The following is a 21,901-nucleotide window of genomic DNA, read 5'->3' as shown; positions in this document are numbered from 1 at the left end:
ATTTATTAAGTGATAGTATTTGTTTATAGTTTGAAATAGATTTGCTGTAACTTATTGGAGTTCAATATTTACGGGTAAACTTCCAATGCAATTACTATTTTTAAGAAATTGAATTCCTGCATTTTTTTGAAATTCTTCAAAATCCTGATACACCTGAATAAGTCCTGAAGCCTTTGTGAGATTTGGAATAATAGGTAAAACATACGGATTTCCGAAAACGTAAAGAATGCATTTTTTGGTTTGAAGCAAATGAGATAGCAATTCTAGAATTTCATCATTAATTTCAAAATTGTTCATTGGTTTTGCTTTCGGAACAAATAATGAGATAATAATGGTTTCGAAGTTTTCTAAATCTTTTTTAATTGTAGAAACATCTGAAACTTCGAGATTCTCAAAAGCAAATTCTGGCGAAGTTAATTCTGAATTTAAGGTTTTAAAGAAAGTATTCTCAATATCTTTATACAAACTCAATTTAGCTAATTTGTTATCTTTTTGAGATTCAAAAGCCAATTCAGTATTCGAATTGTCAATAATTTTAGTGATAGAATTTTGGGCAATTTCAAGATTTAATGCCGAAGTTTTTTCGAAGTCTAATGCTCCTGAAGTAAAATTATTTTCAGACAGAATTCCAACTTTTTCTTTGGCTTTCATGATTCGGTTGAAACTTTCATCGATTCTTTTCGGTGAAGCATTTTTAAGGATTGCTTGAATTCCTTCCGGAACATTTTCTGCAAAACATAAAACATCGTTTCCTGCGTTGAAAGCTTCCCATTCCAGTTCGCCTTTTGTTTCGTATAATTTAGAAACGCTATGCATGTTTAAGGCATCAGAAATGACTAAACCATCATATCCTAATTGCTCACGTAAAAGTGTCTCGATAATTGGTTTTGATAAAGTAGCCGATGTATTTTTTCCATCATTTAAACTCGGAACTGCTAAATGTCCAATCATTATCGAATCGACATTATTTTCGATTCCTTTAATAAATGGGTATAATTCATTTGCCATTAATTCTTCCAGAGTTTCATTTAAAACCGGCAATCCCAAATGCGAATCAACATTGGTGTTTCCGTGCCCGGGAAAGTGTTTTAGACATCCTAAAACGCCAACATCCGACATTCCTTTTAGATATTCAACAGCAAAATCGGCAACTTTTTCTTTGTTTTCACCAAAAGAGCGATAACCAATAACGGGATTATTTGGGTTGTTATTGATGTCTGCCAAAGGAGATAAATTGTATTGAATTCCCGCAGCTTTTAAATCTAATCCAATTTGTTTTCCAACTTCGTAAACTAAAGCTGATTTGTTTTCCGGCAAAGCACCAAGTGTAATTGCATACGGATATTGAGGTGTTTTTTCAATACGCATTGCCAAACCCCATTCGGCATCAATACTGATTAAAAGTGGAGTAGGAGCAGCTTTTTGATAACGAACAATCAAATCTTTTATTTTTTGATAACTATCATCATTAAAAACAATTTTTTTCTTGCTTTCGTAATTCGTTGCAGCACTGGCGCGGCTATGAAAAAAAGTCAATCCGCCAATGTTGTGCTCTTTTATTAAGCGTTCTGTTTCCTGAATATTTTCTTCAGTATCGTTGATGAAAACAGCAGGAAAAAAGAATTGTCCCACTTTTTGTTTTAATGTTTGAGTTGTAATGTTCATTATTATAAAGTCTTTTTCATGCAAACGCTATTATCCATTTTTTCATAGGGTGGATAATTTGCAATTATAGTATAATCTTGTTTTTGATATAAATTAATGGCTTCCGGCTGATTTTTGCCTGTTTCCAGAATCGTGTAAGTGTAGTTTACTTCTTTAGCCCAATGTTCTAATTCGGTCAAAACCTTCGATGCAATTCCTTTTTTTCTAAAATCAGGATGTACAAACATACGCTTGATTTCGACTGTGTCATTTTCTTTTTCTCTAAAAGCGCCACAACCTACAGCAACATTATTTTCGTAAAAAACGATAACGTGTTTTATTTTATCGGTTTTATTAAATTGGTTGTAAAATGCGTGATCTTCGCCATCTCTAATTGCTAAATCTTGATCTAATAAAACTACCAGATTTATAAAATCAATATCATCAGAGTTTGTTCTTTTTAAGCTAGTCATGATATATGCGGTAAAATTTATGCTTATTTAAGCTTGCTTTTCTTTTGTTTGGCAAGTTGTGTTTTGGTATGTAAGGCTTTTTCAAGTCGGTTTTTAAAACGGAAAAGTTTTGGCAAACCTTCCAGTCGGTCTTCTAAAGTAATTTCTTCAAAAATAATAATAGCTTTTTCTAAAACCCGAATTTCATTGTCCAGATCAATCTGGTTTTTATAGATTGTTGCCAATCGATCGTAAGGATGATTTCCCTTAAAACCTTCGGTAATGTTTTCTTCGTATAACGCAATTGCTTTTTCAATTTCTCCTGCTTTCTCCAATTCAATTGCTTTCAGGTTACGTTCAACCTGCATGTTTTCATTGATTTTCATGGGCGTTATATTGTATAGCTGTTACTCTATTTTTTTACCGAAATCTTTTGGGAAATCCAAAAATCTTGAAAGTATCAAACCTGGAATTGTAGCCAGTAATACCCAAATAAAGAAATGTTCATAACCCAAATATTTTTGTATAAAACCACTTAACATTCCCGGAAGCATCATTCCTAATGCCATAAAACCAGTCGCAAGCGCATAATGAGCTGTTTTTGATTCTCCTTCAGCAACATATATTAAATACATCATAAAACCGGTGAAACCAAAACCGTATCCAAATTGTTCAAGAATAACAGTAATACACGTATAAAGATTAAGAGGAGAATTAATTTCGAAAAAATAGAAATTTAAGTGAAGATGAAAAATCGCTTCAGGCTGAAAATGAGCCAATCCGATAAAACCAATAATAGGAAGGTGCATGGCAAGAAACATAGGCAGCATCCATTTGGTAAGACCATGTTTAGAGATTGCAATACCTCCTAAAATTCCTCCAATAGTCAGAGCAAAAATTCCTAAAGTTCCGTAGATTATTCCAACCGCTTCAGTGTCTAGCCCCATTCCGCCCAGTTCTTTTCCATCAAGTAAAAAAGGGCTCAACATTTTAAGAAGTTGAGATTCGCCAAGTCTGAAAACAAGGATGAAAGCCAGAATTATTCCAATTTGTTTTTTTTGAAAGAAACTTACAAATATAGTTCCAAAGCTTTGCTGACGCGCTTTATCTTTACTTTCTAATGTATGTATTTCATTTTTTGGAGTAAAGATAAAATTGTAAACTGTAATAAATGTCATCAATAAACCAACAAAAATCATGGTGTACGACCAGGCTTTTGTGTTGTCTCCATATTTATGTTCCAAATAACCGGCAAACAAAACGATTAATCCATTTCCGGCAAGCATTGAAAGTCGGTAAAAAGTGCTTCTGATTCCAAGGAAAAAAGATTGTTGCTCTTTCGGTAAAACCAATAAATAAAAACCATCACTCGCAATATCATTAGACGCCGAAGCAAAGGCGGCGACCCAAAATATCGCTAAAGTCATAAAGAAAAATCCATTTGTTGGAATGGTAAATCCGACCAATAAAAAAGCAATCGAAATTAATAACTGCATTGATAAAAACCATTTTCTTTTGGTTCCCGTTAATTCAATAAACGGACTCCAAAGTGGTTTTATCACCCATGGTAAGTACAATAAACTAGTGTAAACTCCAATGTCTTCATTTGTAATTCCCAGGTTTTTGTACATAATTACAGAAACTGAGATGATTACGGCGTATGGAAGGCCTGACGCAAAATTTAGAAGCGGAATCCAGAACCAAGGTTTATTATCTGTTTTCATTAGGTTGAGCTGGTGAATAGATTTTAAATGTCTTTTTTAAGTCGATAAAAGTAGGAGTACTTTCGTTTGCAAAATAGTCAATAAATGTTACAGCACAAGCTTTATATTGATTGATTTTTTCTGCAGGAATAGAAAATGAAATCAGTCCGTCTTTTTCAGAAACATAAATTTTATCGATTATTTTAGTTGCATCATTAACATCTACTTTTGAGATATGTTCACCTCCGTAAATCACTATATAACGCAGCTTTGTGTTTAATGGAGATTTAATATTAAAAGAGTATTTAGTAGAGTCTTTTTGATATTCTTCGACGACCGGCGTATCAATAATAATGTGTTTTAAATTTGGAACTGCAGCCGGAAGTGCAGGATATTTATATTGATTATCGGCTAAAAGACGAACGATATCGAAGTTTTTATTCATGAACCATTTGGCACTATAATAAGCGCTTCCTGATACATTCTTGAAACTTCTTGCAAAATCGACCTGCGTTGGAATTTCATTGATGTAGTTCCAGCTTTTATCACTATCACCTCTAATTTTGTAAGTGGCATGACCAATATAAATTGCAGTATTATTGGAGTTTTCAGACCACCATTTTACTAATTTTGAGTAAGAAGCTCTTGTGTTATTCATGCTCCAGTACAATTGTGGCAAAATGTAATCGATCCATTTTTGATCCATCCATAAAACAGGATCAGCATATAAATCGTCGTAATTAGAAGTCGATTGTGTTTCAGAACCTTTTGGATCGACAGATTTATTTCTCCAAACTCCAAACGGACTTATTCCGAATTGCACCCATGGTTTACTTGCTTTTATAGTAGTCGAAATCGTATGTACAAAGTTGCTCACATTTGCACGACGCCAATCAGAAAGACTTAGACCTGCACCATATTTTCTAAACGAAGCGGTATCATTAAAAGCTTTTCCTGCAACGGTATAAGGATAAAAATAATCATCAAAATGAATCGCATCGATATCGTATTTATCGACAACTTCTTTTACAACTTTTGTCAAATGAGCCTGAACTTCCGGTAAAGCAGGATTGTAATATATTTTTCCGCCGTATTCGATCATCCATTCCGGATGTTTGAAAACGTCATGATTAGGACTCAATTGTTGTTTGTTTAAATCGAAAGTCGCTCGATACGGATTCAGCCACGCATGAAATTCAAAACCTCTTTTGTGCGCTTCCTCAATCATCCAGGCCAATGCATCATAATAAGGGTTAGGAGCCTGACCTTCTTTACCGGTTAAAAATCGTGACCAGGGCGCCAGTTCTGATGGATACAAAGCATCACCAACACTTCTAACCTGAACAATTACAGCGTTATAATTTAATTTTTTGTAAGCTTCTAAAATTTCAAGATAATCAGCTTTTTCTTTTTCAACGCCGTCAATTGAAGTTTTTGGCCAGTCGATGTTCACAACGGTAGCAATCCAGACACCTCTAAATTCGTTTTTAGGATGTAATGTTTTTTCTTGTGCTGCGGATTTCCATCCAAAGAAAACTAAGAATAGTATAGAGAAAAGTACTTGCTGATTTTTATGCATTTCAATCTTTTTTAACAGAAACCAAAAATAGTTTTTTTAGCGGATTATAATAAACAATTCATAAATTATAATCTTAACGTTATTTTGGTGGGTTTCATATAATTGTTTTACTCTTTATAAGAGAAAGGTGTGAACTTAAATTTTGTAATTTGCGTTATGTGATTTTTCTAAACACATAGATACATAGTTTTCTTTGTCAAAAAAGACGTTTCACTTGCCTAAACACACATAGCTATGTGATAAAATCTAGATTTTTTAAACCACCTTATCGTCTAAATTTAAATCTATGTATCTATGTGTTTAAAATATTCGTTGTGTTTTTTTGCCACAAATTTTTCGAATTATTTCGTTTCTATTCTTTGGCAAAAAATCTGCTTAATCTGTGTGAGAAAATTTTAAGCCACAGATTAAAGGATTAAAAGGATTAAAAAATCTGTGCTAATCTTTTTAATCTGTGGCAAAAAAATCAAATAATTCGCTGCAAAAAAAAATTGTGCCTTAGCGTTTTTGTGGCAAATCCTTTTTTTAGTCAGGAAAAGAAATTTTCCCCATTGTAACAGAAGGAATTCCTTTTTTTGAGCCAAAATTATAATCTCCGCCTGCAACAGTTTCATTGGCTAGAACGGCAAATAAAACCGCTTCTTTCGCATCGCTTAAAATACCCAAATCATCGCTTTTGTAAAACTGAGAAGGTAACAATTCCTTGAGCCATTTTACCAATAGCGGATTATTTGTTCCGCCGCCTGACATATAGATTTTGAAATCTTCTATTGGCGTTCCAGTATTTTTTACGACAAACAGAATCGCTTCGGCTATAGTTTCTGCACTCAGGCGTGTTAAAGTGGCGAGCAAATCTGGTACCGAAATCGCTGTAAGATTGGCTTTTGAAAGTGCTTTTTGTACAAACTCAAAATTGAATAATTCCTGACCAATGGTTTTTGGAAAGCTTTTCTGGAAAAAAGCATCCTTTTTTAATTCAGTCAAAAGATCTTGATTTGCGATTCCGCTTTGAGCGATTTCGGCATCTTTATCGTAGCTTTTTTCAGGGAAATAATGTTTGGTATAAATGTCAATTAAAGTATTTGCAGTTCCGGTATCGGTAACAAAAACTTCATCGGCGTTTAGAGAAGCGGGCAAATATGTAAAATTTGCTATTCCGCCCATATTGAGCATAATTCGGTTTTCGTCTTTTTTGCTAAATAGTAAATAATCTCCATAAACCGCCAAAGGTGCACCTTCGCCACCTGCAGCAACATGTTTTTGTCTGAAATCAGATAAAGTAATAATTCCCGTTTTAACAGCAATATGATCACCATCGCCAATTTGTAAAGTAGCATTGGGGAATTTTTCCTGCTGATGTAAAAACTTTGGTGCGTGCAAAACTGTTTGTCCGTGCGAAGCAATTAAATCTACTTCTTGCGCGGGAATATTCCATTTATTTAGACAATCTTTTACCATTCCGGCGTGTAGAATTCCGATCCATTCGTTTAATAAAGCGAAATGCTGAAAATCGACAGTTTTCTTGGCAAACACTTTACGGATTTCATTTTTAATATCTTCACTATAATTGATCGTTTCGAATTCAAGGATTTTTACAACGGAGTTTTCGCCCGCGCCAGAAATAGCACAAAGTGCGATATCAAGTCCGTCTAGTGAAGTTCCAGACATTAAACCTATTATTTTTCGGGTCTCTTTTTGAGCGATTTCGTAAAGAGCGTTTATGTTTTTATTCATTAAAATGAGGTTTTGAAGAAGTGTTTTATTTAGTAACGCTAAAATCAGATTATTTTGGATATAAATGTAGAGAAAAACAGATTTTTTTATTTTTTATAATTTAAAATCATGCTTTTGGCAAATAAATAACAATTTCATCGTTCATGTTTTTATTGCGTAATATCTGATGAAAATTGATGAAATTTGTTCCCTTTTATTATATTTGCTTTAAACCAATTAAACCTAAAATTATGTTTGTTATACTACCTATTATTGTCATATTTATACTCTTATGGATCTTTTACTATAATTCCCTAATCGGAAAAAGAAATCAGGTAACCAATGCTTTTTCGGCAATTGATGTAATGTTGAAGAAACGTTTTGATTTAATTCCGAATCTGGTTGAAATTGTAAAACAATATACAGATTACGAACAAAGTACTTTAACCAAAATCGTTGAGCTTCGCGCAAAAGCTGTTTCAGGTTCGATTAGCGATACCGAAAAAGCGAGTTTAGATGCTCAATTGAGTGCTAGTGTAAAAGGTTTAATGGTAAATGTTGAAAATTATCCTGATTTAAAAGCGAACGCTAGTTTTACAAATCTTCAAAGTACGTGGACCGAAAGTGAAGAACAAATCGCAGCTGCAAGACGAACATACAATGCTGTAGTAACAGATTATAACAATGCTATTATGATGTTTCCAGGGAATTTATTTGCAGGTATGTTAAGTTATAAACCAATCGAAGTTTTGGCAACGGCTGAAGAAGAGCGTAAAAATATTAGTGCAAAAGAGCTTTTTAATAATTAATGGATTCAGAAATTACCAATGATGTTGCCTTTCAAGAGGTCTTAAATACATTAGAGGTCGACCGACAAAAAATTGCGTCAACCTACACGATTTGTTATGTAATATTTGGTATTGCAGTACTTGTTATTGTAGGAGGTTTGCTTATTGGACTTGCAACGATGGCTGTTTTATTAAGTTTAATTCCAATAATTGTTGGCGCAGTCATGTATTTTCAAATAGATGGTGATGCGAAAAAATACAAAGCGGCTTTTAAAAATAATGTTGTCGCACCAGCATTAAAAAAGGTAAACGAAAGTCTGTCTTTTGTACCTCAAAGTGGGCTTCCGGAAGGTGAATTTATAAGTTCGGAGCTTTTTACAACAGAACCGGATCGTTATAAAACACAGGATTTAATAAGCGGAATTGTCGATAAAACTTCTTTCTCGTTTGCCGAAGTTCACGCCGAATATAAAACGGAAACGCAAACCAAAAACGGAACCCGAACGGAATGGCATACCATTTTTAAGGGAATTATTTTTGTAGCCGATTTTAATAAAAACTTTGAAGTTTCGACTGTTGTACGGCCTAAAGATTTTGGAAATGCTGTTGGCGCATGGTTTTCTAAAAATTTATTCAGTTTTGGGAATAATGAAATTGTACAATTAGAAAACACAGCTTTTGATGATAAGTTTGTTACCTATTCCAGAAATCAAATTGAAGCCAGATATATTTTAACGCCCGCCATGATGGAAAGAATTTTGAACTTAAACAGTAAATCAGACGAAACCATTTCGCTCTCATTTATAAGTTCTAAAATGTATGCCGCATTTCCTTTAGATACCAATTATTTTGAAGCGCCAATTCATTCTTCGCTTTTAGTTCCTGATTTACTTACTGCAGATCTTTCTATCGTTCAATTCATGCAGGATATTGTTCATGAAATGGATTTGAATACCAGGATTTGGGGGAAGGGGTGATTTTTAAATTTAAAATAATTAGTTGTGTTTATACTATTAAGATTTATGAGAAAATGAGACAAATTGGTGTGCAATTTATAATTTCAAGCAGTATTATTCTCATAATTGCGATATTCGCTTTTTTTCATTCTCCAGCTATATTTGCAATGTTTTTTGTACCGGTGTTACTTTTTGTTACTTTGGCAAATGTGCTTTTTTCGGGCATTATTTATTACATAAATAATAATTTATCAATATTTGTTTCGATATTTATTTTTATAATAAGTTGTTGGCTTTTAAAAGTAATTAATAGTAACTATTATGAATATAGTAATTATGAGAATTGGCAATTTTATAATCATCAACAAATTATATCTACTAAATTAGATTTGATTATAGGGGAGAATTTATTCGGTTTTCAGTTCTTTTTATTTATGATTTTGCTTAATTTGTTTTCTGGTTTTGTTACATTTTTAATGAATTACTTTAGAGAAAGAAAAAAAACAAATTGAATTTAGTAGAATAAGATTATCAAGTTTGATTTAAGGTTTACTAGTACAATAAAATTATAATTTAAAATATGAAAATAATACGCTTTCATTTCGTTATACTGTTTTTAATAACAATTAATATGGCAGCTCAGGAAAAGATAGAAAGGATATTTAATGAAGTAGAATTTAAACCTGATAAAATTTTGCTAGAGAAAAGGGAAGCTTTTAATTATCAAAAAGATGGAAATCATTTTTTGGTTTTGGATTTAAACAATAACGAATTGATTATTGGAGATATTACTTCTTTAGGTGATGGTAAATTTAGTAGTGTAATTACTTTTGTTGCAGAAAATAAGAAGTTTTCTAATGCTAAAATTATTGGTAGATCAGATCTGTTTTTTGCAATGTTAAATAATAACGTTATCAATAAAGAGTTTAAAATAGATCCTGAAAAGCTGGAAGTCTTTTTTGCAAAGTATAATGAATTGAAATAATGTTTGTTTAGCTTAAATCACATTTTTTCGATAGCGCGGATTTGCAATCCGTGCCCATAAAGTATATAATTTTTCAGCTTTTATTGTATCAAATCTTCGCGGACAGTGATTGCAAATCCGCGCTATCTTTGAAAAAAAATGAGTAGATTTAAAAATATAGATGCAAAGTTAGTTGATTTAGCAAACAAACTTAATGGTAGGTTGACTAAAGATAGGCCTAGTTATCCGGAAGCATTAAGAACATTTGAAGAACGAAGAATTGACTGGGTAGAAAATGACATAATGAAAGCCATTATAATTCAGCCAAATTTTGAAATAAATGGTGTGAACTCAAATATTTGGAATTTTATAAATCTTGCTACTTATGACGATGGTTTTTCAATTTCAAATCCAAAATGGATAGAGGTATTAGTTGATCAAAAAGATTTTAGTTTTATTGATGATAATATTGACAATTTACTTTTAAAGTCTGAAGAGAATTTATCTAATATTTCAATCAAAGATTTAGTTTAAATTTAATATATGTATACTTATGGTTTTTCGTAAAAAATCTATAAAACCCGATCGCGCAGATTTACTCTCAATCGTTAGCGCGGATTTGCAATCCGTGCCCGCAAAGATTGGACACAATGCAAATCAAAAAAAATCAATTGTCGTTGATGTTTTCTAGAAGGCTATAGATTTTTTTCAAAACAAATCTAACAAAACAACATCTAAATCATTTTCTAAGTCTGAATAATTCCTTGCCGAACTAAAATAATAATCTTCAGCCAAACTGACAGTTTTGTCTTTTACAGGATTATTATGGATGTAATCTATTTTTTGTTTAATAAATTTATTGCTGTAAATATGTTCTGCATGATAGCCATTTTGCCATACTTTATAAGTCTGGTTCTTTTTTAAATGTTCACATGACTTTTGAAAATATTCCAACATCCATTCTCTTCTGCTTTCAGGTTCATCTATTATAGTCTGTATTATTTTTTTTGATGTAAATTTTTTAAAATCTCTAATAATATCAGATAATACAAAACCATGCGTTCCTTTGCAGAGCAAATGAATATGGCTGCTCATAATACAATAGGCATAAATTTCTAAACCTTTATTTGCCTGACAATACTTTAAAGCACTTATTAAGACGTTTTTCTGATTTAGTCTTGTAAATATATCTATCCATCCTACAGCAGTTACAGTTATAAAATATGCTTCCTCAGTTGTTGTTGCTTTGTATTTTGTCGACACGTTCTTTTTTCCTATAAAAATAAAAAAAATATAGAGGAAAGTTTCACTTTTTATTTGTGGGGTTTTGAAGGAATTACTTTGCGGGCACGGATTGCAAATCCGCGCTATCGTTGCGGATATAAATCTAAGCGATCGGGTTTTACGGTGTCCCAAACTATTAAAATAGAATTCATGTTAGCCGCGCTGTGCGAAGTCTCCCGACTTCGTACCCGTTCCAATGATTCAAACATTTTTTTTTAATTTGTTTGATTATCGTTATCGCTACAAAGTCGGGAGACTTCGCAGAGCGCCGAAAAGAAAACCTCTGAACCTTTGCACCTCTGAACCTAAAAAAAAACTTATTTTTGTACTCTACAAATTAAGCAAAAATGTCATTAAGTAAGGAGTTAGAACAATTATCAGCATCATTAGAAGGAACACTTTTATACGATGATCTTCATAAAACGCTTTATTCAACCGATGCTTCGGTGTATCGTATTCGGCCAAAAGCGGTTGCAGTGCCAAAAACGATAGAAGATATTAGTAAACTAATTAAGTTTGCGGCAAAGCATCAGATTTCGATTACGCCAAGAACTGCCGGAACTTCGCTTGCCGGACAAACGGTTGGTGACGGAATTGTGGTGGATGTTTCGAAAAACTTTACCAAAATCCTGAATTTTGACGCAATAAAAAAAACGGTTACAGTTCAGCCTGGAGTAATTCGCGATGAACTGAATTTATTTTTAAAACCTCACGGCGTATTCTTCGGACCAAATACTTCAACCACAAACCGTTGTATGATTGGCGGAATGGTGGGAAATAATTCTTCGGGAACTACTTCGATCAGGTATGGTGTTACGCGCGATAAAATTGTAGAAATCAAAGGACTTTTAAGCGATGGTTCTGAAGTGGTTTTTAACGAACTGACTTCGGCGGAATTTATCGAAAAAACCAAAGGAGATACTTTAGAAAATAAAATATATAAAAGTCTTTATGACGAACTTTCGGTAAAGGCAACGCAGGATGAAATTATAAAAGAGTTTCCAAAACCCGAAATTCACAGACGAAATACAGGTTATGCCGTTGATATTCTGTTAAAATCGGATTTGTTTGGCGGAACGGAACCCACAATTAACGTTGGAAAATTACTGTGCGGAAGCGAAGGAACTTTAGCTTTCACAACTGAAATTACGTTAAAAGTTGACGATTTACCACCAGCCAATAATATTATGGTTGTGGCGCATTATCACAGCATTCAGGAATCGTTGGAATCTGTTGTAGTAGCGATGAAACATCATTTGTACACTTGCGAAATGATCGACGACACGATTTTAGATTGTACGAAAACAAGTCGTGAACACATTAAAAACAGATTCTTTTTGGTTGGAGAACCCAAAGCGATAATGATGTTTGAAGTCGCCTCGAATGACGCACAAGATGCCGAAAATCAGGCAAATGCTTTGGTGGCTGATTTAGAGAAAAATAACTTTGGTTATGCTCTTGTGAAAATTTACGGAGCCGATATCGAGAAAGTAAACGAACTTAGAAAAGCCGGTCTTGGACTTTTAGGAAGTATTGTTGGCGATGATAAAGCGGCCGATTCTATTGAAGATACAGCGGTTGAATTGAGCGATTTACCAGCTTATATTGCGGAGTTTTCGGCAATGATGTTGCGTCACGGACAAGGTGCGATTTATTATGCGCACGCGGGTGCGGGAGAACTGCATTTGCGTCCGGTTTTGAATTTGAAGAAAACATCTGACCTTAAATTATTCAGAACCATTGCGACCGATGTGGCGATTTTGGTGAAAAAATACAGAGGTTCGTTAAGCGGTGAACACGGCGACGGAATTGTACGCGGAGAGTTTATTCCGTATATGATTGGCGAAACGAATTATGAATTGCTGAAGCGAATTAAGTTGGCGTTTGACCCGAATTCGGTTTTGAATATCGGGAAGATTGTAAACGCTTTAAAAATGGATGAAAATCATCGTGTGATTTCGGGTCGGGTAGAACCGGATATTAAAACATTTCAGGATTTTTCGGATAGTTTAGGGATTTTGCGTGCTGCCGAAAAATGTAACGGTTCCGGCGATTGTCGAAAATTGCCGTCGGCGGGAGGAGCAATGTGTCCGAGTTATCGTGCGACCAAAAATGAAAAAGAAACAACGCGTGCGAGAGCGAATGCGTTACGTGAATATTTGACGTATTCTGAGAAAGAAAACAAATTCGACCAGAAAGAATTATACGAAGTTTTTGAATTGTGTGTAAGCTGTAAAGCCTGCGCCAGTGAATGTCCGAGTAATGTGGATGTAGCAACTTTAAAAGCCGAATTTTTATACCAATATCAAAAAGCAAATGGATTCTCAACGCGAAATAAGATTTTTGCACACAACGCAAAACTGAATAAAATGGGAAGTTTGTTTCCGTCGATTACGAACTTTATTTCGAATCAGTCGCTGGTTAAAAAATCAATGGGAATTGCGCCGGAAAGGCAAGTTCCGCTTTTAGCGAAAAAGACATTCAAAAAATGGTATGAGAATCATAAACCACAACAAAACAATTTCCCGAACGGACAAGTGTATTTGTTTAATGATGAATTCACGAATTATTACGACGTAAATATCGGAATCGATGCTTTTGAATTATTGACGAAATTAGGTTATGAAGTTGTAGTCGTAGATCACGAAGAAAGCGGAAGAACTTATTTGTCTAAAGGATTTCTGGAAGAAGCCAAGAAAATTGCGAATGCCAACGTAAATATATTCAAAGATTTAATTTCTGCGAAAGCGCCATTAATTGGGATAGAACCTTCGGCAATTTTGACATTTAGAGATGAATATTTGCGTTTGGCAGATGATAAAGAAAGTGCTGAAAAAGTAGCACAAAGCGCTTTTACAATCGAAGAATTCTTTAAAAAGGAAATTATCGACGGTAAAATAAAATCAGATTCATTTTCAGAAGAAAAGAAAGAAATTAAAATTCACGGACATTGTCATCAGAAATCTTTGAGTTCTGTCGAAGCAACTTTTGCGATGTTGAATTTACCAGCTAATAATATGGTTACCATTTACAACTCAGGTTGTTGCGGAATGGCGGGATCTTTTGGTTACGAAAAAGAACATTATCAGGTTAGTATGCAAATGGGAGAAGATACTCTATTTCCTAAAGTAAGAGCAACTGCACAAAACGTAAAAATTGCCGCAGCAGGAACAAGTTGTCGTCATCAAATTTTTGATGGAACAAATAGAGAAGCACAACATCCGGTGAGTATCTTAAGAAGCAGTTTAAAGTAAAAGAATGTTCGCCACGAATTTCACAAATGAGCACGAATTTTTTGTTTCTAATCTTTATGCAAAAAATATCTGCTTAATATGCCAAATTTGCGTGAGAAAAAGTTTAGCCACAGATTAAAAGAATTAAAAAGATTTTTGTTTCACGCAGATTCTGCAGATTTGAGCAGATTAAAAATAAATAAAATTTGCGTATATCTGCTTAAATCTGCAGAATCTGCGTGAAAGAATCTGAGGTAATCTTTTAATCTGTGGCAAAAAAGAATTCGAGAAATTTGTGTAATTCGTGGCGAAAAAAAATACCATTAAAACAAAATCGTTTTATATATTTGAAATCAGGATAATTTTTGCATTATTTGCAAAATAAAACCATAAAATCCGAACTAAATTAATTTTTAATAGCAAAACATATATGGCATTATCAGGATTATTCCGAAAAAAAACGGTACAAGATATTCTCAAACAAGTTGCGAAAAACGATGCAGACGGTCATAATGCATTAGGAAAGCATTTGACAACAAGGGATTTAACTGCTTTTGGAATCGCTGCAATTGTTGGAGCCGGAATTTTTAGTACTATCGGAAAAGCCAGTGCAGATGGTGGCCCTGCTGTTATATTTTTGTTTTTATTTACAGCTCTTGCGTGTAGTTTTGCTGCATTTGCTTACGCCGAATTTGCTTCGATGGTTCCTGTTTCAGGAAGTGCTTATACCTATTCATATGTTGCTTTTGGAGAAATTATTGCCTGGATAATTGGTTGGGCTTTAATCATGGAATATGCCGTTGGAAATATAACGGTCGCGATATCATGGAGTGATTATTTTACGGGACTGCTCCAGAGTGGCGGTATTCATCTCCCACAATGGATTCAGATGGATTATCTAACCGCTTCAAACGGATTTAAAGATGCTACAGCTTTAATGCAAGGCGGAAAATCATTCGAAAATTTAAGTACAGGTTTACAAGCTTCTTACACAGCCTGGACAACGGCACCAACAATAGGTTCTTTTCATTTTGTGGCCGATTTACCAGCTTTATTCATTATTATTTTGATTACAGCTTTGGTTTACAGAGGAATGAAAGAATCTCGTAATGCAAGTAATTTAATGGTTATTGTAAAACTTTGCATTGTACTTTTGGTAATTGCAGTAGGAGTTTTTTATGTAGATACTGCCAACTGGCATCCGTTTGCACCAAATGGAGTTAGCGGAGTTCTAAAAGGAGTTTCGGCTGTTTTCTTTGCTTATATTGGTTTCGATGCTATTTCTACAACTGCCGAAGAATGTAAAAATCCACAGCGTGATTTACCGCGCGGTATGATGTGGGCAATTATCATTTGTACTATTTTATATATTGCCATAGCATTGGTTTTAACCGGAATGGTGCGTTATAACGAATTGAATGTTGGTGATCCTCTTGCGTTTGTTTTCGATAAATTAAACCTAAAATGGATGTCCGGAATTATTGCCGTAAGTGCGGTAGTGGCTATGGCAAGTGTTTTATTGGTTTTTCAGATGGGTCAGCCTCGTATCTGGATGAGTATGAGTCGTGATGGTTTATTGCCAAAGAAATTTTCTACCGTTCACCCAAAATTCAAAACACCATCATTTGCTACCGTTGTAACCGGTTTTGTGGTTGCAGTTCCAGCTTTATTTTTGAATTTGACAATGGTTACGGATTTATGCAGTATCGGAACTTTATTTGCCTTTGTATTGGTTTGTGCAGGAGTTTTGGTTTTACAAAATAAACCCGATATTCCAAGAGGAAAATTCAAAACACCATATGTAAATTCAAAATATATTCTACCAGTTTTAATGATTGCAGGATTGTATTATGCTTTTGCTTACAATAACAAAGCAACAATGGCTTTCATAAATAATGAGGCGCAAACAAACGATGCAACAACAATTATTACGTCTTTAGATAAAGAACAATCTGCAAAAGTTTTTAATTATTTAGAAAGTATCGACGTTCACAATAAAACTGCCGAAACATCAGATTTAGAGCATTTATTAAGTCAATACCAAGACGATGAAGCAAAATATACTGAAGTTGTAAAAGGTTTGCCAATCAGCGATTCATTAAAATACGAATCAGGTTTTAGTTTATTCAAACACAAAATTCCGATGTGGATTTTCTTATTCGTTTTAGTTGGACTAGCAGTTTGGGCTTTCAGAAAAAATCTTTCTTTAATTCCACTTTTAGGACTTATTTGCTGTCTTTATATGATGGCAGAATTAAGTGTTTGGAACTGGATTTACTTTACGATCTGGTTATTATTAGGGTTGATTATTTACTTTACTTTTAGTAGAAAAAATAGTAAGCTGAATTTTAAAGAAGCTTAGACAATTATAAATTGTGAATTATAAATTGGAAAGCCGTTTTGAAGATGATTTCAAAACGGCTTTTTTGTTCTTCTTTATTTTATATAAAAAAATATTTTTTAGAGGTTTTTTCTTATGTTTGTGCCTGATGAAATTTTTAATTTAATTTTTTTGTAAATGGGTTTTCTGGATAAATTATTTGGTAAAAAAGATATGCCAATAGAGTCTAATAATGATTTTTGGGATTGGTTTTTAAAAAATGAAAAAGAGTTTTTTAAAGTTGTTCAAAACGGACAAAATATACACCAGGAATTTTTTAGTAAACTTTCGCCAAAACTGGATGAAATCCACGAAGACATTTATTTTCTAACAGGAATGTTTGATAAACAAACTGCTGAGTTGATTTTAACACCTGACGGAGTCATTAGAAATATTTATGTAATTGAAGAACTTGTTAAAGCGGCTCCTGTAATTGAAGGTTGGAGATTTACGGCTCTTAAACCAGCTTCAGATATAAAAGATCTTAGTTTTAATTATGAGAACTTTCAATTCAATTCTGGGAATTTAAAATTTTATCCCAACATACATAAAAGTTATCCGGATGAAATCGATCTGACTATTGTTTATGATCATTTTGAAGAAGACAAAATAGCACCGATAACGAATGGAATTTATCTTTTTTTAGATAATTATTTAGGCGAATTGCATTCAGTTACTTTGATTGATAATTTGAGAGTTGTTGGAAAAAATGAAATTTCAGAAGAATTAATTCCGATAGAAAAATTAAAAGATTATCTAATTTGGAGAGAAAAAGAATTTGTTGAGAAGTACGAAGGTATTAGACATGATACAGAAAATGATTCTTACGCAGGTTTTGAAGCAAATAGAGAAGACAATGGTGTTCTTATTGCAATTATAAATACGGATGTTTTGAAATGGGATAAAAAAGCATCGCATCCTTGGATTCTTTCTGTTGAAGTTTTATTTGATGGTACAAAGAATAATGGAATGCCAGATGATAAAACCTATAAAATGTTAGGCGACATTGAAGATGAACTAATGGTCGATTTGAGAGATCGTGATGGTTATTTGAATATTGGAAGAGAGACAACCAATAATAAGAGAAAAGTTTATTTTGCCTGTAAAGAATTCAGAAAACCGCCAAAAGTTTTAGACACTATAATCAAAAAATACGGTCAAAATCTTGAAATAAGTTACGAGATTTATAAAGACAAATATTGGCAGTCTTTTAGTCACTACGAGCAAAATTAGATAATTAAAGCCGTTCTGAAATTCAGGACGGCTTTTTTGTGAATTTCGAGGATTTACAGGATGAAAGATTTCTATTTCAGAAATAAAAAATCCGCTTAGAGAAAGATCTCCAGCGGATTTAAACAAACTAATAAAAAATCGTGCAAATTTATTTATAAAGAAATGTTTTGCTTTTATAAGGAACCGTAGTTTTTTTCGCGCAGATCCTGCAGATATAGCACATTCATTTTATAGAATTCTACAACAGATTGGCATAATGAGCTAAATCTGCGTGAAAAAAAACTTTAGTGAATCTTTGTGAAACAATAATTTATAGCACCCCAAGTTCCACCATACATTCCTTCATCATTTCGTAAGTACGCTGAATATCATTATCCAAACCAATCGAGAATCGTATTAAACCATCAGTTAATCCCATTTCGTGCTGTTCTTCTAACGGAATTTCGCTCGAAGTAGAAGTTCCCGGCGCACTAAACAATGTTTTGTAAAATCCTAAACTTACTGCCAAATATCCTAGATTTCTGGCCTGCATTAATTCCATTAGTTCATTGGCTTTAGCCAAAGTTCCAACATCAATAGTCAGCATTCCGCCAAAACCATATTCCGGATTAATCATTGTTTTATATAGCGCATGACTCGGATGACTTTTCAATCCCGGATAAACCGTTTTTAAACCGTCTTTTTCAAATTTATCGGCAAGAACGTGCGCATTATGACTATGCTGCTTAATTCTAATGTGTAAAGTTCTCAGGTTTTTCATCACAGATGCTGAGCGTAAACTGTCCATAGTTGGTCCTAAAAGCATGCTTGCGCCAGAATTTACATTCTTCAACGAATTAATAAATTCTTTCGATGCACAAGTTACACCGCCAACCGTATCACTGCTTCCGTTAATGTATTTTGTTAAGCTATGAATTACAATATCAGCACCAAGTTTTGCAGGAGAGACGGACAAGGGCGAAAATGTATTATCGACAACCAGTTTCAAATTATGTTTTTTGGCGATTGTAGCTAAACCTGCAATATCTGCAACTTCAAGTAGCGGATTACTTACCGTTTCACAATATAAAACTTTCGTTTTTGGTGTAATTGCCGCCTCTACAATATCTAATTTAGTAATGTCTACAAAGCTTGTTTCAATGCCAAAACGTGGCGTGAAATTCTTCAAAAAAGCATAAGTTCCGCCGTAGATTGTTCTACTCGAAACAATATGATCACCCGCGCCGCAAAGCTGTAATAGAGTAGGCGTAATAGCGCCCATTCCTGAAGCAGAAACATTTGCCGTTTCCGTTCCTTCCATCGCTGCCAAAGCCTGATCCAGATAAAGATTACTTGGCGACGAATGACGCGAATACAAATAACAGCCTTCCATATTTCCTTCAAAAGTGTCAAACATCGTTTTGGCCGAAAGAAAAGTATAAGTCGAAGAATCAGAAATTGATGGATTCACACCACCAAATTCCCCAAAGTATTGCAAATCCTGAATTTTGTCAGCCGGATTAAAGTCTTCCATTTTTAGTTAGTTTTTGTTTGTTTCAAGTTCTTAGCGCGTTTTCAAAAGAAATTCTATTCAAAATAACAGACAATTAGAAAATTAATCAATAAGTGAGTTAATAATTAGAATTTAAAACTATTAAAACTTATTTATAGAGATTATTATTCTAAATTTGGATAACGAAACCCAATTTGCTAGATTTTCTTTCATTTCAAATACCATAAAAATGATTTTAGACGCCACAGATAAAAAACTTCTTGTTTTATTACAAACCGATAGTAAAAAAACAACCAAAGAATTGTCCTTAAAACTCAATCTTTCTGTAACAGCAGTTTACGAAAGAATCAAAAAACTAGAACGCGAAGGAATCATTAAAAACTACGTAGCACTTGTTGATAAAACCAAAATCGACAGAGGATTTGTAGTTTTCTGTCATTTAAAACTTATTCAACACACTAAGGAATTTTTAACCAAATTCGAAAGCGAAGTTATCAAGCTCAACGAAGTGCTGGAATGTCATCATGTAAGCGGCGATTACGATTACATCCTGAAAGTTTTAGTAAAAGATATGGAAGAATACAGAGAGTTTCTTGTAACCAAATTAACAAGCTTGCAGCACATTGGCAGTACACAAAGTATGTTTATGATTAGCGAAGTGAAGAATTCGACAGTGATTTTTTGAGGAAGGTTGAAAGGTTGAGAGGTTCAAAGATGCAGAGGTTTGCCGTAAGGAATTACAGCAGTGCGTCTAATGTCCAGTTTATCATTTCGACTGAAAGGAGAAATTATATTAGTGAGTTAATAAAGATTATGACGATGCTTTGTTGAGTTTCGTGTGCGATTTCTCCTTTCAGTCGAAATGACATTATTGCGATACAATCGTTCCTTAAAAATTAACTTTGCGACTCTGCGTCTTTGCGAGACAAAAAAACTTAGCGTTCCTTTGCATAAATCTTCGCGAACTTTGCGGTTAAATCCCGACCCAAAATTTCACACAAAAAACATTGAAAATTAAACTTTAAACAAAACTTTATTCCTTAATTTTGTATCGCTAAAAATAAAATAGACAAACTATGAGTTCATTTGACGTAGTCATTATAGGTTCAGGTCCTGGCGGATATGTATCAGCAATTCGTTGCGCACAATTAGGTTTCAAAACTGCTATTGTAGAAAAATATAGTTCATTAGGCGGAACTTGCCTTAACGTAGGTTGTATTCCTTCAAAAGCATTATTATCGTCTTCTCATCATTATGCTGAAATTGCTCATTTTGCAGATCACGGAATCGAAGTTTCTGGAGATGTAAAAATCAATTTAGAGAAAATGATCGCGCGCAAGCAAGCAGTTGTAGATCAAACCGTAGGTGGAATCAACTACTTAATGGATAAAAATAAAATTACTGTTTTCAATGGTTTAGGTTCTTTCGTAGACGCAACGCACATTGCAGTTGCAAAAGCTGACGGAACATCTGAAACTATTGAAGCAAAATATACTGTAATCGCTACAGGTTCAAAACCATCTTCTTTACCATTTATCAAAATTGATAAAGAAAGAATCATTACTTCTACGGAAGCTTTGGCTTTAAAAGAAGTTCCAAAACACTTAGTAATTATTGGTGGTGGAGTTATCGGAATCGAGCTTGGACAAGTTTACTTGCGTTTAGGAGCTCAGGTTTCTGTGGTTGAATTCATGGACAGAATCATTCCGGGAATGGATGCTTCATTGTCTAAAGAATTAACTAAAGTATTGAAAAAACAAGGAATGAAATTCTATGTTTCTCACAAAGTAAAATCTGTAGAAAGAAACGGTGATGCAGTTACTGTTCAAGCTGAAAATGCAAAAGGAGAAACGATTACTTTAGAAGGAGATTATTCATTAGTTTCTGTTGGTCGTCGTCCTTACACAGACGGATTAAACGCTGACAAAGCGGGAGTTAAAATTTCAGATAGAGGACAAGTTGAAGTAAACGACCATTTACAAACTAATGTTCCTAATATTTATGCAATTGGTGATGTTGTTCGTGGAGCAATGTTAGCGCACAAAGCAGAAGAAGAAGGAACTATGGTTGCTGAAATCTTGGCTGGTCAAAAACCGCATATCGACTATAACTTAATTCCTGGTGTAGTTTACACTTGGCCGGAAGTTGCTGCAGTTGGACAAACTGAAGAGCAAGTTAAGGCTTCTGGAACAGAATATAAAGTTGGAAGTTTTCCTTTCAAAGCTTTAGGTCGTGCAAGAGCAAGTGGAGATTTAGACGGATTCGTAAAAATCATCGCTGATGCTAAAACTGATGAGGTTTTAGGAGTGCACATGATTGGAGCGCGTACTGCAGATTTAATTGCTGAGGCGGTTACTGCAATGGAATTCAAAGCATCTGCTGAAGACATTTCAAGAATGAGTCACGCACACCCAACTTTTGCAGAAGCGGTAAAAGAAGCGGCTTTAGCAGCTACTGATAATAGAGCATTACACGTATAA

At 33.9% G+C, this 21,901-nt stretch carries 17 protein-coding genes; 9 read left to right on the top strand and 8 right to left on the bottom strand.

Annotation, left to right across the window (positions count from 1 at the left end; genetic code table 11):
- Window positions 1–51 precede the first annotated feature (51 nt).
- The 6 genes from ACHRVZ_RS05330 to ACHRVZ_RS05305 form a co-directional block, all read right to left on the bottom strand.
- Entirely contained in the window at window positions 52–1,665 is a 1,614-nt protein-coding gene (locus tag ACHRVZ_RS05330; protein ID WP_395421164.1) for a glycoside hydrolase family 3 protein, read from the bottom strand.
- A 2-nt stretch (window positions 1,666–1,667) separates the two neighbouring features.
- Entirely contained in the window at window positions 1,668–2,117 is a 450-nt protein-coding gene (locus ACHRVZ_RS05325) for a GNAT family N-acetyltransferase (RefSeq protein ID WP_395421163.1), read from the bottom strand.
- Between the two features lie 23 nt (window positions 2,118–2,140).
- The gene (locus tag ACHRVZ_RS05320) at window positions 2,141–2,482 is read right to left on the bottom strand and encodes a hypothetical protein (protein ID WP_395421161.1); all 342 of its coding nucleotides are present in this window, start codon (window positions 2,480–2,482) and stop codon (window positions 2,141–2,143) included.
- A gap of 21 nt (window positions 2,483–2,503) precedes the next feature.
- Window positions 2,504–3,820 carry an MFS transporter gene (locus ACHRVZ_RS05315; RefSeq protein ID WP_395421160.1) on the bottom strand — a complete coding sequence of 439 codons (1,317 nt, stop codon included), beginning with the start codon at window positions 3,818–3,820 and terminating at the stop codon, window positions 2,504–2,506.
- Window positions 3,807–5,378, bottom strand: a complete 1,572-nt coding sequence (locus tag ACHRVZ_RS05310) for a glycoside hydrolase family 10 protein (RefSeq protein ID WP_395421159.1) — start codon at window positions 5,376–5,378, stop codon at window positions 3,807–3,809. Before ACHRVZ_RS05310 ends, ACHRVZ_RS05315 begins: the two co-directional genes overlap by 14 nt.
- Window positions 5,379–5,903: 525 nt before the next feature.
- Window positions 5,904–7,112 (bottom strand): anhydro-N-acetylmuramic acid kinase, encoded by a 1,209-nt coding sequence (locus tag ACHRVZ_RS05305; RefSeq protein ID WP_395421158.1) that lies wholly within the window; start codon window positions 7,110–7,112, stop codon window positions 5,904–5,906.
- Window positions 7,113–7,342: 230 nt separating this feature from the next.
- Here ACHRVZ_RS05305 and ACHRVZ_RS05300 point away from each other — a divergent pair, with 230 nt between their 5' ends.
- From ACHRVZ_RS05300 to ACHRVZ_RS05285, 4 genes are all read left to right on the top strand, one after another.
- A complete protein-coding gene (locus tag ACHRVZ_RS05300) occupies window positions 7,343–7,900 on the top strand; it encodes a LemA family protein (RefSeq protein WP_395421157.1) in 558 nt (185 codons plus the stop codon).
- Window positions 7,900–8,856: a DUF3137 domain-containing protein gene (locus tag ACHRVZ_RS05295; RefSeq protein WP_395421156.1), complete on the top strand. Its 957-nt coding sequence runs from the start codon at window positions 7,900–7,902 to the stop codon at window positions 8,854–8,856. Before ACHRVZ_RS05300 ends, ACHRVZ_RS05295 begins: the two co-directional genes overlap by 1 nt.
- Window positions 8,857–9,466: 610 nt before the next feature.
- Window positions 9,467–9,820 carry a hypothetical protein gene (locus ACHRVZ_RS05290; protein ID WP_395421155.1) on the top strand — a complete coding sequence of 118 codons (354 nt, stop codon included), beginning with the start codon at window positions 9,467–9,469 and terminating at the stop codon, window positions 9,818–9,820.
- A gap of 138 nt (window positions 9,821–9,958) precedes the next feature.
- Window positions 9,959–10,333: a hypothetical protein gene (locus ACHRVZ_RS05285; protein ID WP_395421154.1), complete on the top strand. Its 375-nt coding sequence runs from the start codon at window positions 9,959–9,961 to the stop codon at window positions 10,331–10,333.
- Window positions 10,334–10,507: 174 nt separating this feature from the next.
- On the opposite strand, the gene ACHRVZ_RS05280 is transcribed toward ACHRVZ_RS05285, so the two are convergent.
- On the bottom strand, window positions 10,508–11,062 hold the full coding sequence (locus ACHRVZ_RS05280; RefSeq protein ID WP_395421153.1) for an REP-associated tyrosine transposase: 555 nt from the start codon (window positions 11,060–11,062) through the stop codon (window positions 10,508–10,510).
- A 368-nt stretch (window positions 11,063–11,430) separates the two neighbouring features.
- Between ACHRVZ_RS05280 and ACHRVZ_RS05275 the strand changes: the two genes are divergently transcribed.
- The 3 genes from ACHRVZ_RS05275 to ACHRVZ_RS05265 all read left to right on the top strand — a co-directional run bounded on the left by ACHRVZ_RS05275 (window position 11,431) and on the right by ACHRVZ_RS05265 (window position 17,929).
- Window positions 11,431–14,337 (top strand): FAD-binding and (Fe-S)-binding domain-containing protein, encoded by a 2,907-nt coding sequence (locus ACHRVZ_RS05275; RefSeq protein ID WP_395421152.1) that lies wholly within the window; start codon window positions 11,431–11,433, stop codon window positions 14,335–14,337.
- A 409-nt stretch (window positions 14,338–14,746) separates the two neighbouring features.
- The gene (locus ACHRVZ_RS05270) at window positions 14,747–16,678 is read left to right on the top strand and encodes an amino acid permease (protein WP_395421150.1); all 1,932 of its coding nucleotides are present in this window, start codon (window positions 14,747–14,749) and stop codon (window positions 16,676–16,678) included.
- 156 nt (window positions 16,679–16,834) lie between these two features.
- Window positions 16,835–17,929 (top strand): DUF695 domain-containing protein, encoded by a 1,095-nt coding sequence (locus ACHRVZ_RS05265; RefSeq protein ID WP_395421147.1) that lies wholly within the window; start codon window positions 16,835–16,837, stop codon window positions 17,927–17,929.
- A gap of 310 nt (window positions 17,930–18,239) precedes the next feature.
- On the opposite strand, the gene ACHRVZ_RS05260 is transcribed toward ACHRVZ_RS05265, so the two are convergent.
- Window positions 18,240–19,442 carry an aminotransferase class I/II-fold pyridoxal phosphate-dependent enzyme gene (locus ACHRVZ_RS05260; RefSeq protein ID WP_395421145.1) on the bottom strand — a complete coding sequence of 401 codons (1,203 nt, stop codon included), beginning with the start codon at window positions 19,440–19,442 and terminating at the stop codon, window positions 18,240–18,242.
- Between the two features lie 208 nt (window positions 19,443–19,650).
- On the opposite strand from ACHRVZ_RS05260, the gene ACHRVZ_RS05255 reads away from it, so the two are divergent.
- Both ACHRVZ_RS05255 and lpdA read left to right on the top strand, forming a co-directional pair.
- The gene (locus ACHRVZ_RS05255; protein ID WP_395421144.1) at window positions 19,651–20,106 is read left to right on the top strand and encodes an Lrp/AsnC family transcriptional regulator; all 456 of its coding nucleotides are present in this window, start codon (window positions 19,651–19,653) and stop codon (window positions 20,104–20,106) included.
- Window positions 20,107–20,497: 391 nt separating this feature from the next.
- Window positions 20,498–21,901: a dihydrolipoyl dehydrogenase gene (gene lpdA / locus ACHRVZ_RS05250; protein WP_395421143.1), complete on the top strand. Its 1,404-nt coding sequence runs from the start codon at window positions 20,498–20,500 to the stop codon at window positions 21,899–21,901.

This window comes from Flavobacterium sp. FlaQc-57 (assembly GCF_044007395.1).
In the GTDB taxonomy this organism is placed as follows: Bacteria; Bacteroidota; Bacteroidia; order Flavobacteriales; family Flavobacteriaceae; genus Flavobacterium.
The sequence above is the reverse complement of the archived record's forward strand: the minus strand, read 5'-3'. Positions and strand labels throughout refer to the sequence as shown.

Coding starts and splice junctions, on each gene's coding strand:
- ACHRVZ_RS05330 (WP_395421164.1), bottom strand. CDS start 1,665: ATGAACATTACAACTCAAACATTAAAACAAAAAGTGGGACAATTCTTT.
- ACHRVZ_RS05325 (WP_395421163.1), bottom strand. CDS start 2,117: ATGACTAGCTTAAAAAGAACAAACTCTGATGATATTGATTTTATAAAT.
- ACHRVZ_RS05320 (WP_395421161.1), bottom strand. CDS start 2,482: ATGAAAATCAATGAAAACATGCAGGTTGAACGTAACCTGAAAGCAATT.
- ACHRVZ_RS05315 (WP_395421160.1), bottom strand. CDS start 3,820: ATGAAAACAGATAATAAACCTTGGTTCTGGATTCCGCTTCTAAATTTT.
- ACHRVZ_RS05310 (WP_395421159.1), bottom strand. CDS start 5,378: ATGCATAAAAATCAGCAAGTACTTTTCTCTATACTATTCTTAGTTTTC.
- ACHRVZ_RS05305 (WP_395421158.1), bottom strand. CDS start 7,112: ATGAATAAAAACATAAACGCTCTTTACGAAATCGCTCAAAAAGAGACC.
- ACHRVZ_RS05300 (WP_395421157.1), top strand. CDS start 7,343: ATGTTTGTTATACTACCTATTATTGTCATATTTATACTCTTATGGATC.
- ACHRVZ_RS05295 (WP_395421156.1), top strand. CDS start 7,900: ATGGATTCAGAAATTACCAATGATGTTGCCTTTCAAGAGGTCTTAAAT.
- ACHRVZ_RS05290 (WP_395421155.1), top strand. CDS start 9,467: ATGGCAGCTCAGGAAAAGATAGAAAGGATATTTAATGAAGTAGAATTT.
- ACHRVZ_RS05285 (WP_395421154.1), top strand. CDS start 9,959: ATGAGTAGATTTAAAAATATAGATGCAAAGTTAGTTGATTTAGCAAAC.
- ACHRVZ_RS05275 (WP_395421152.1), top strand. CDS start 11,431: ATGTCATTAAGTAAGGAGTTAGAACAATTATCAGCATCATTAGAAGGA.
- ACHRVZ_RS05270 (WP_395421150.1), top strand. CDS start 14,747: ATGGCATTATCAGGATTATTCCGAAAAAAAACGGTACAAGATATTCTC.
- ACHRVZ_RS05265 (WP_395421147.1), top strand. CDS start 16,835: ATGGGTTTTCTGGATAAATTATTTGGTAAAAAAGATATGCCAATAGAG.
- ACHRVZ_RS05260 (WP_395421145.1), bottom strand. CDS start 19,442: ATGGAAGACTTTAATCCGGCTGACAAAATTCAGGATTTGCAATACTTT.
- ACHRVZ_RS05255 (WP_395421144.1), top strand. CDS start 19,651: ATGATTTTAGACGCCACAGATAAAAAACTTCTTGTTTTATTACAAACC.
- lpdA (WP_395421143.1), top strand. CDS start 20,498: ATGAGTTCATTTGACGTAGTCATTATAGGTTCAGGTCCTGGCGGATAT.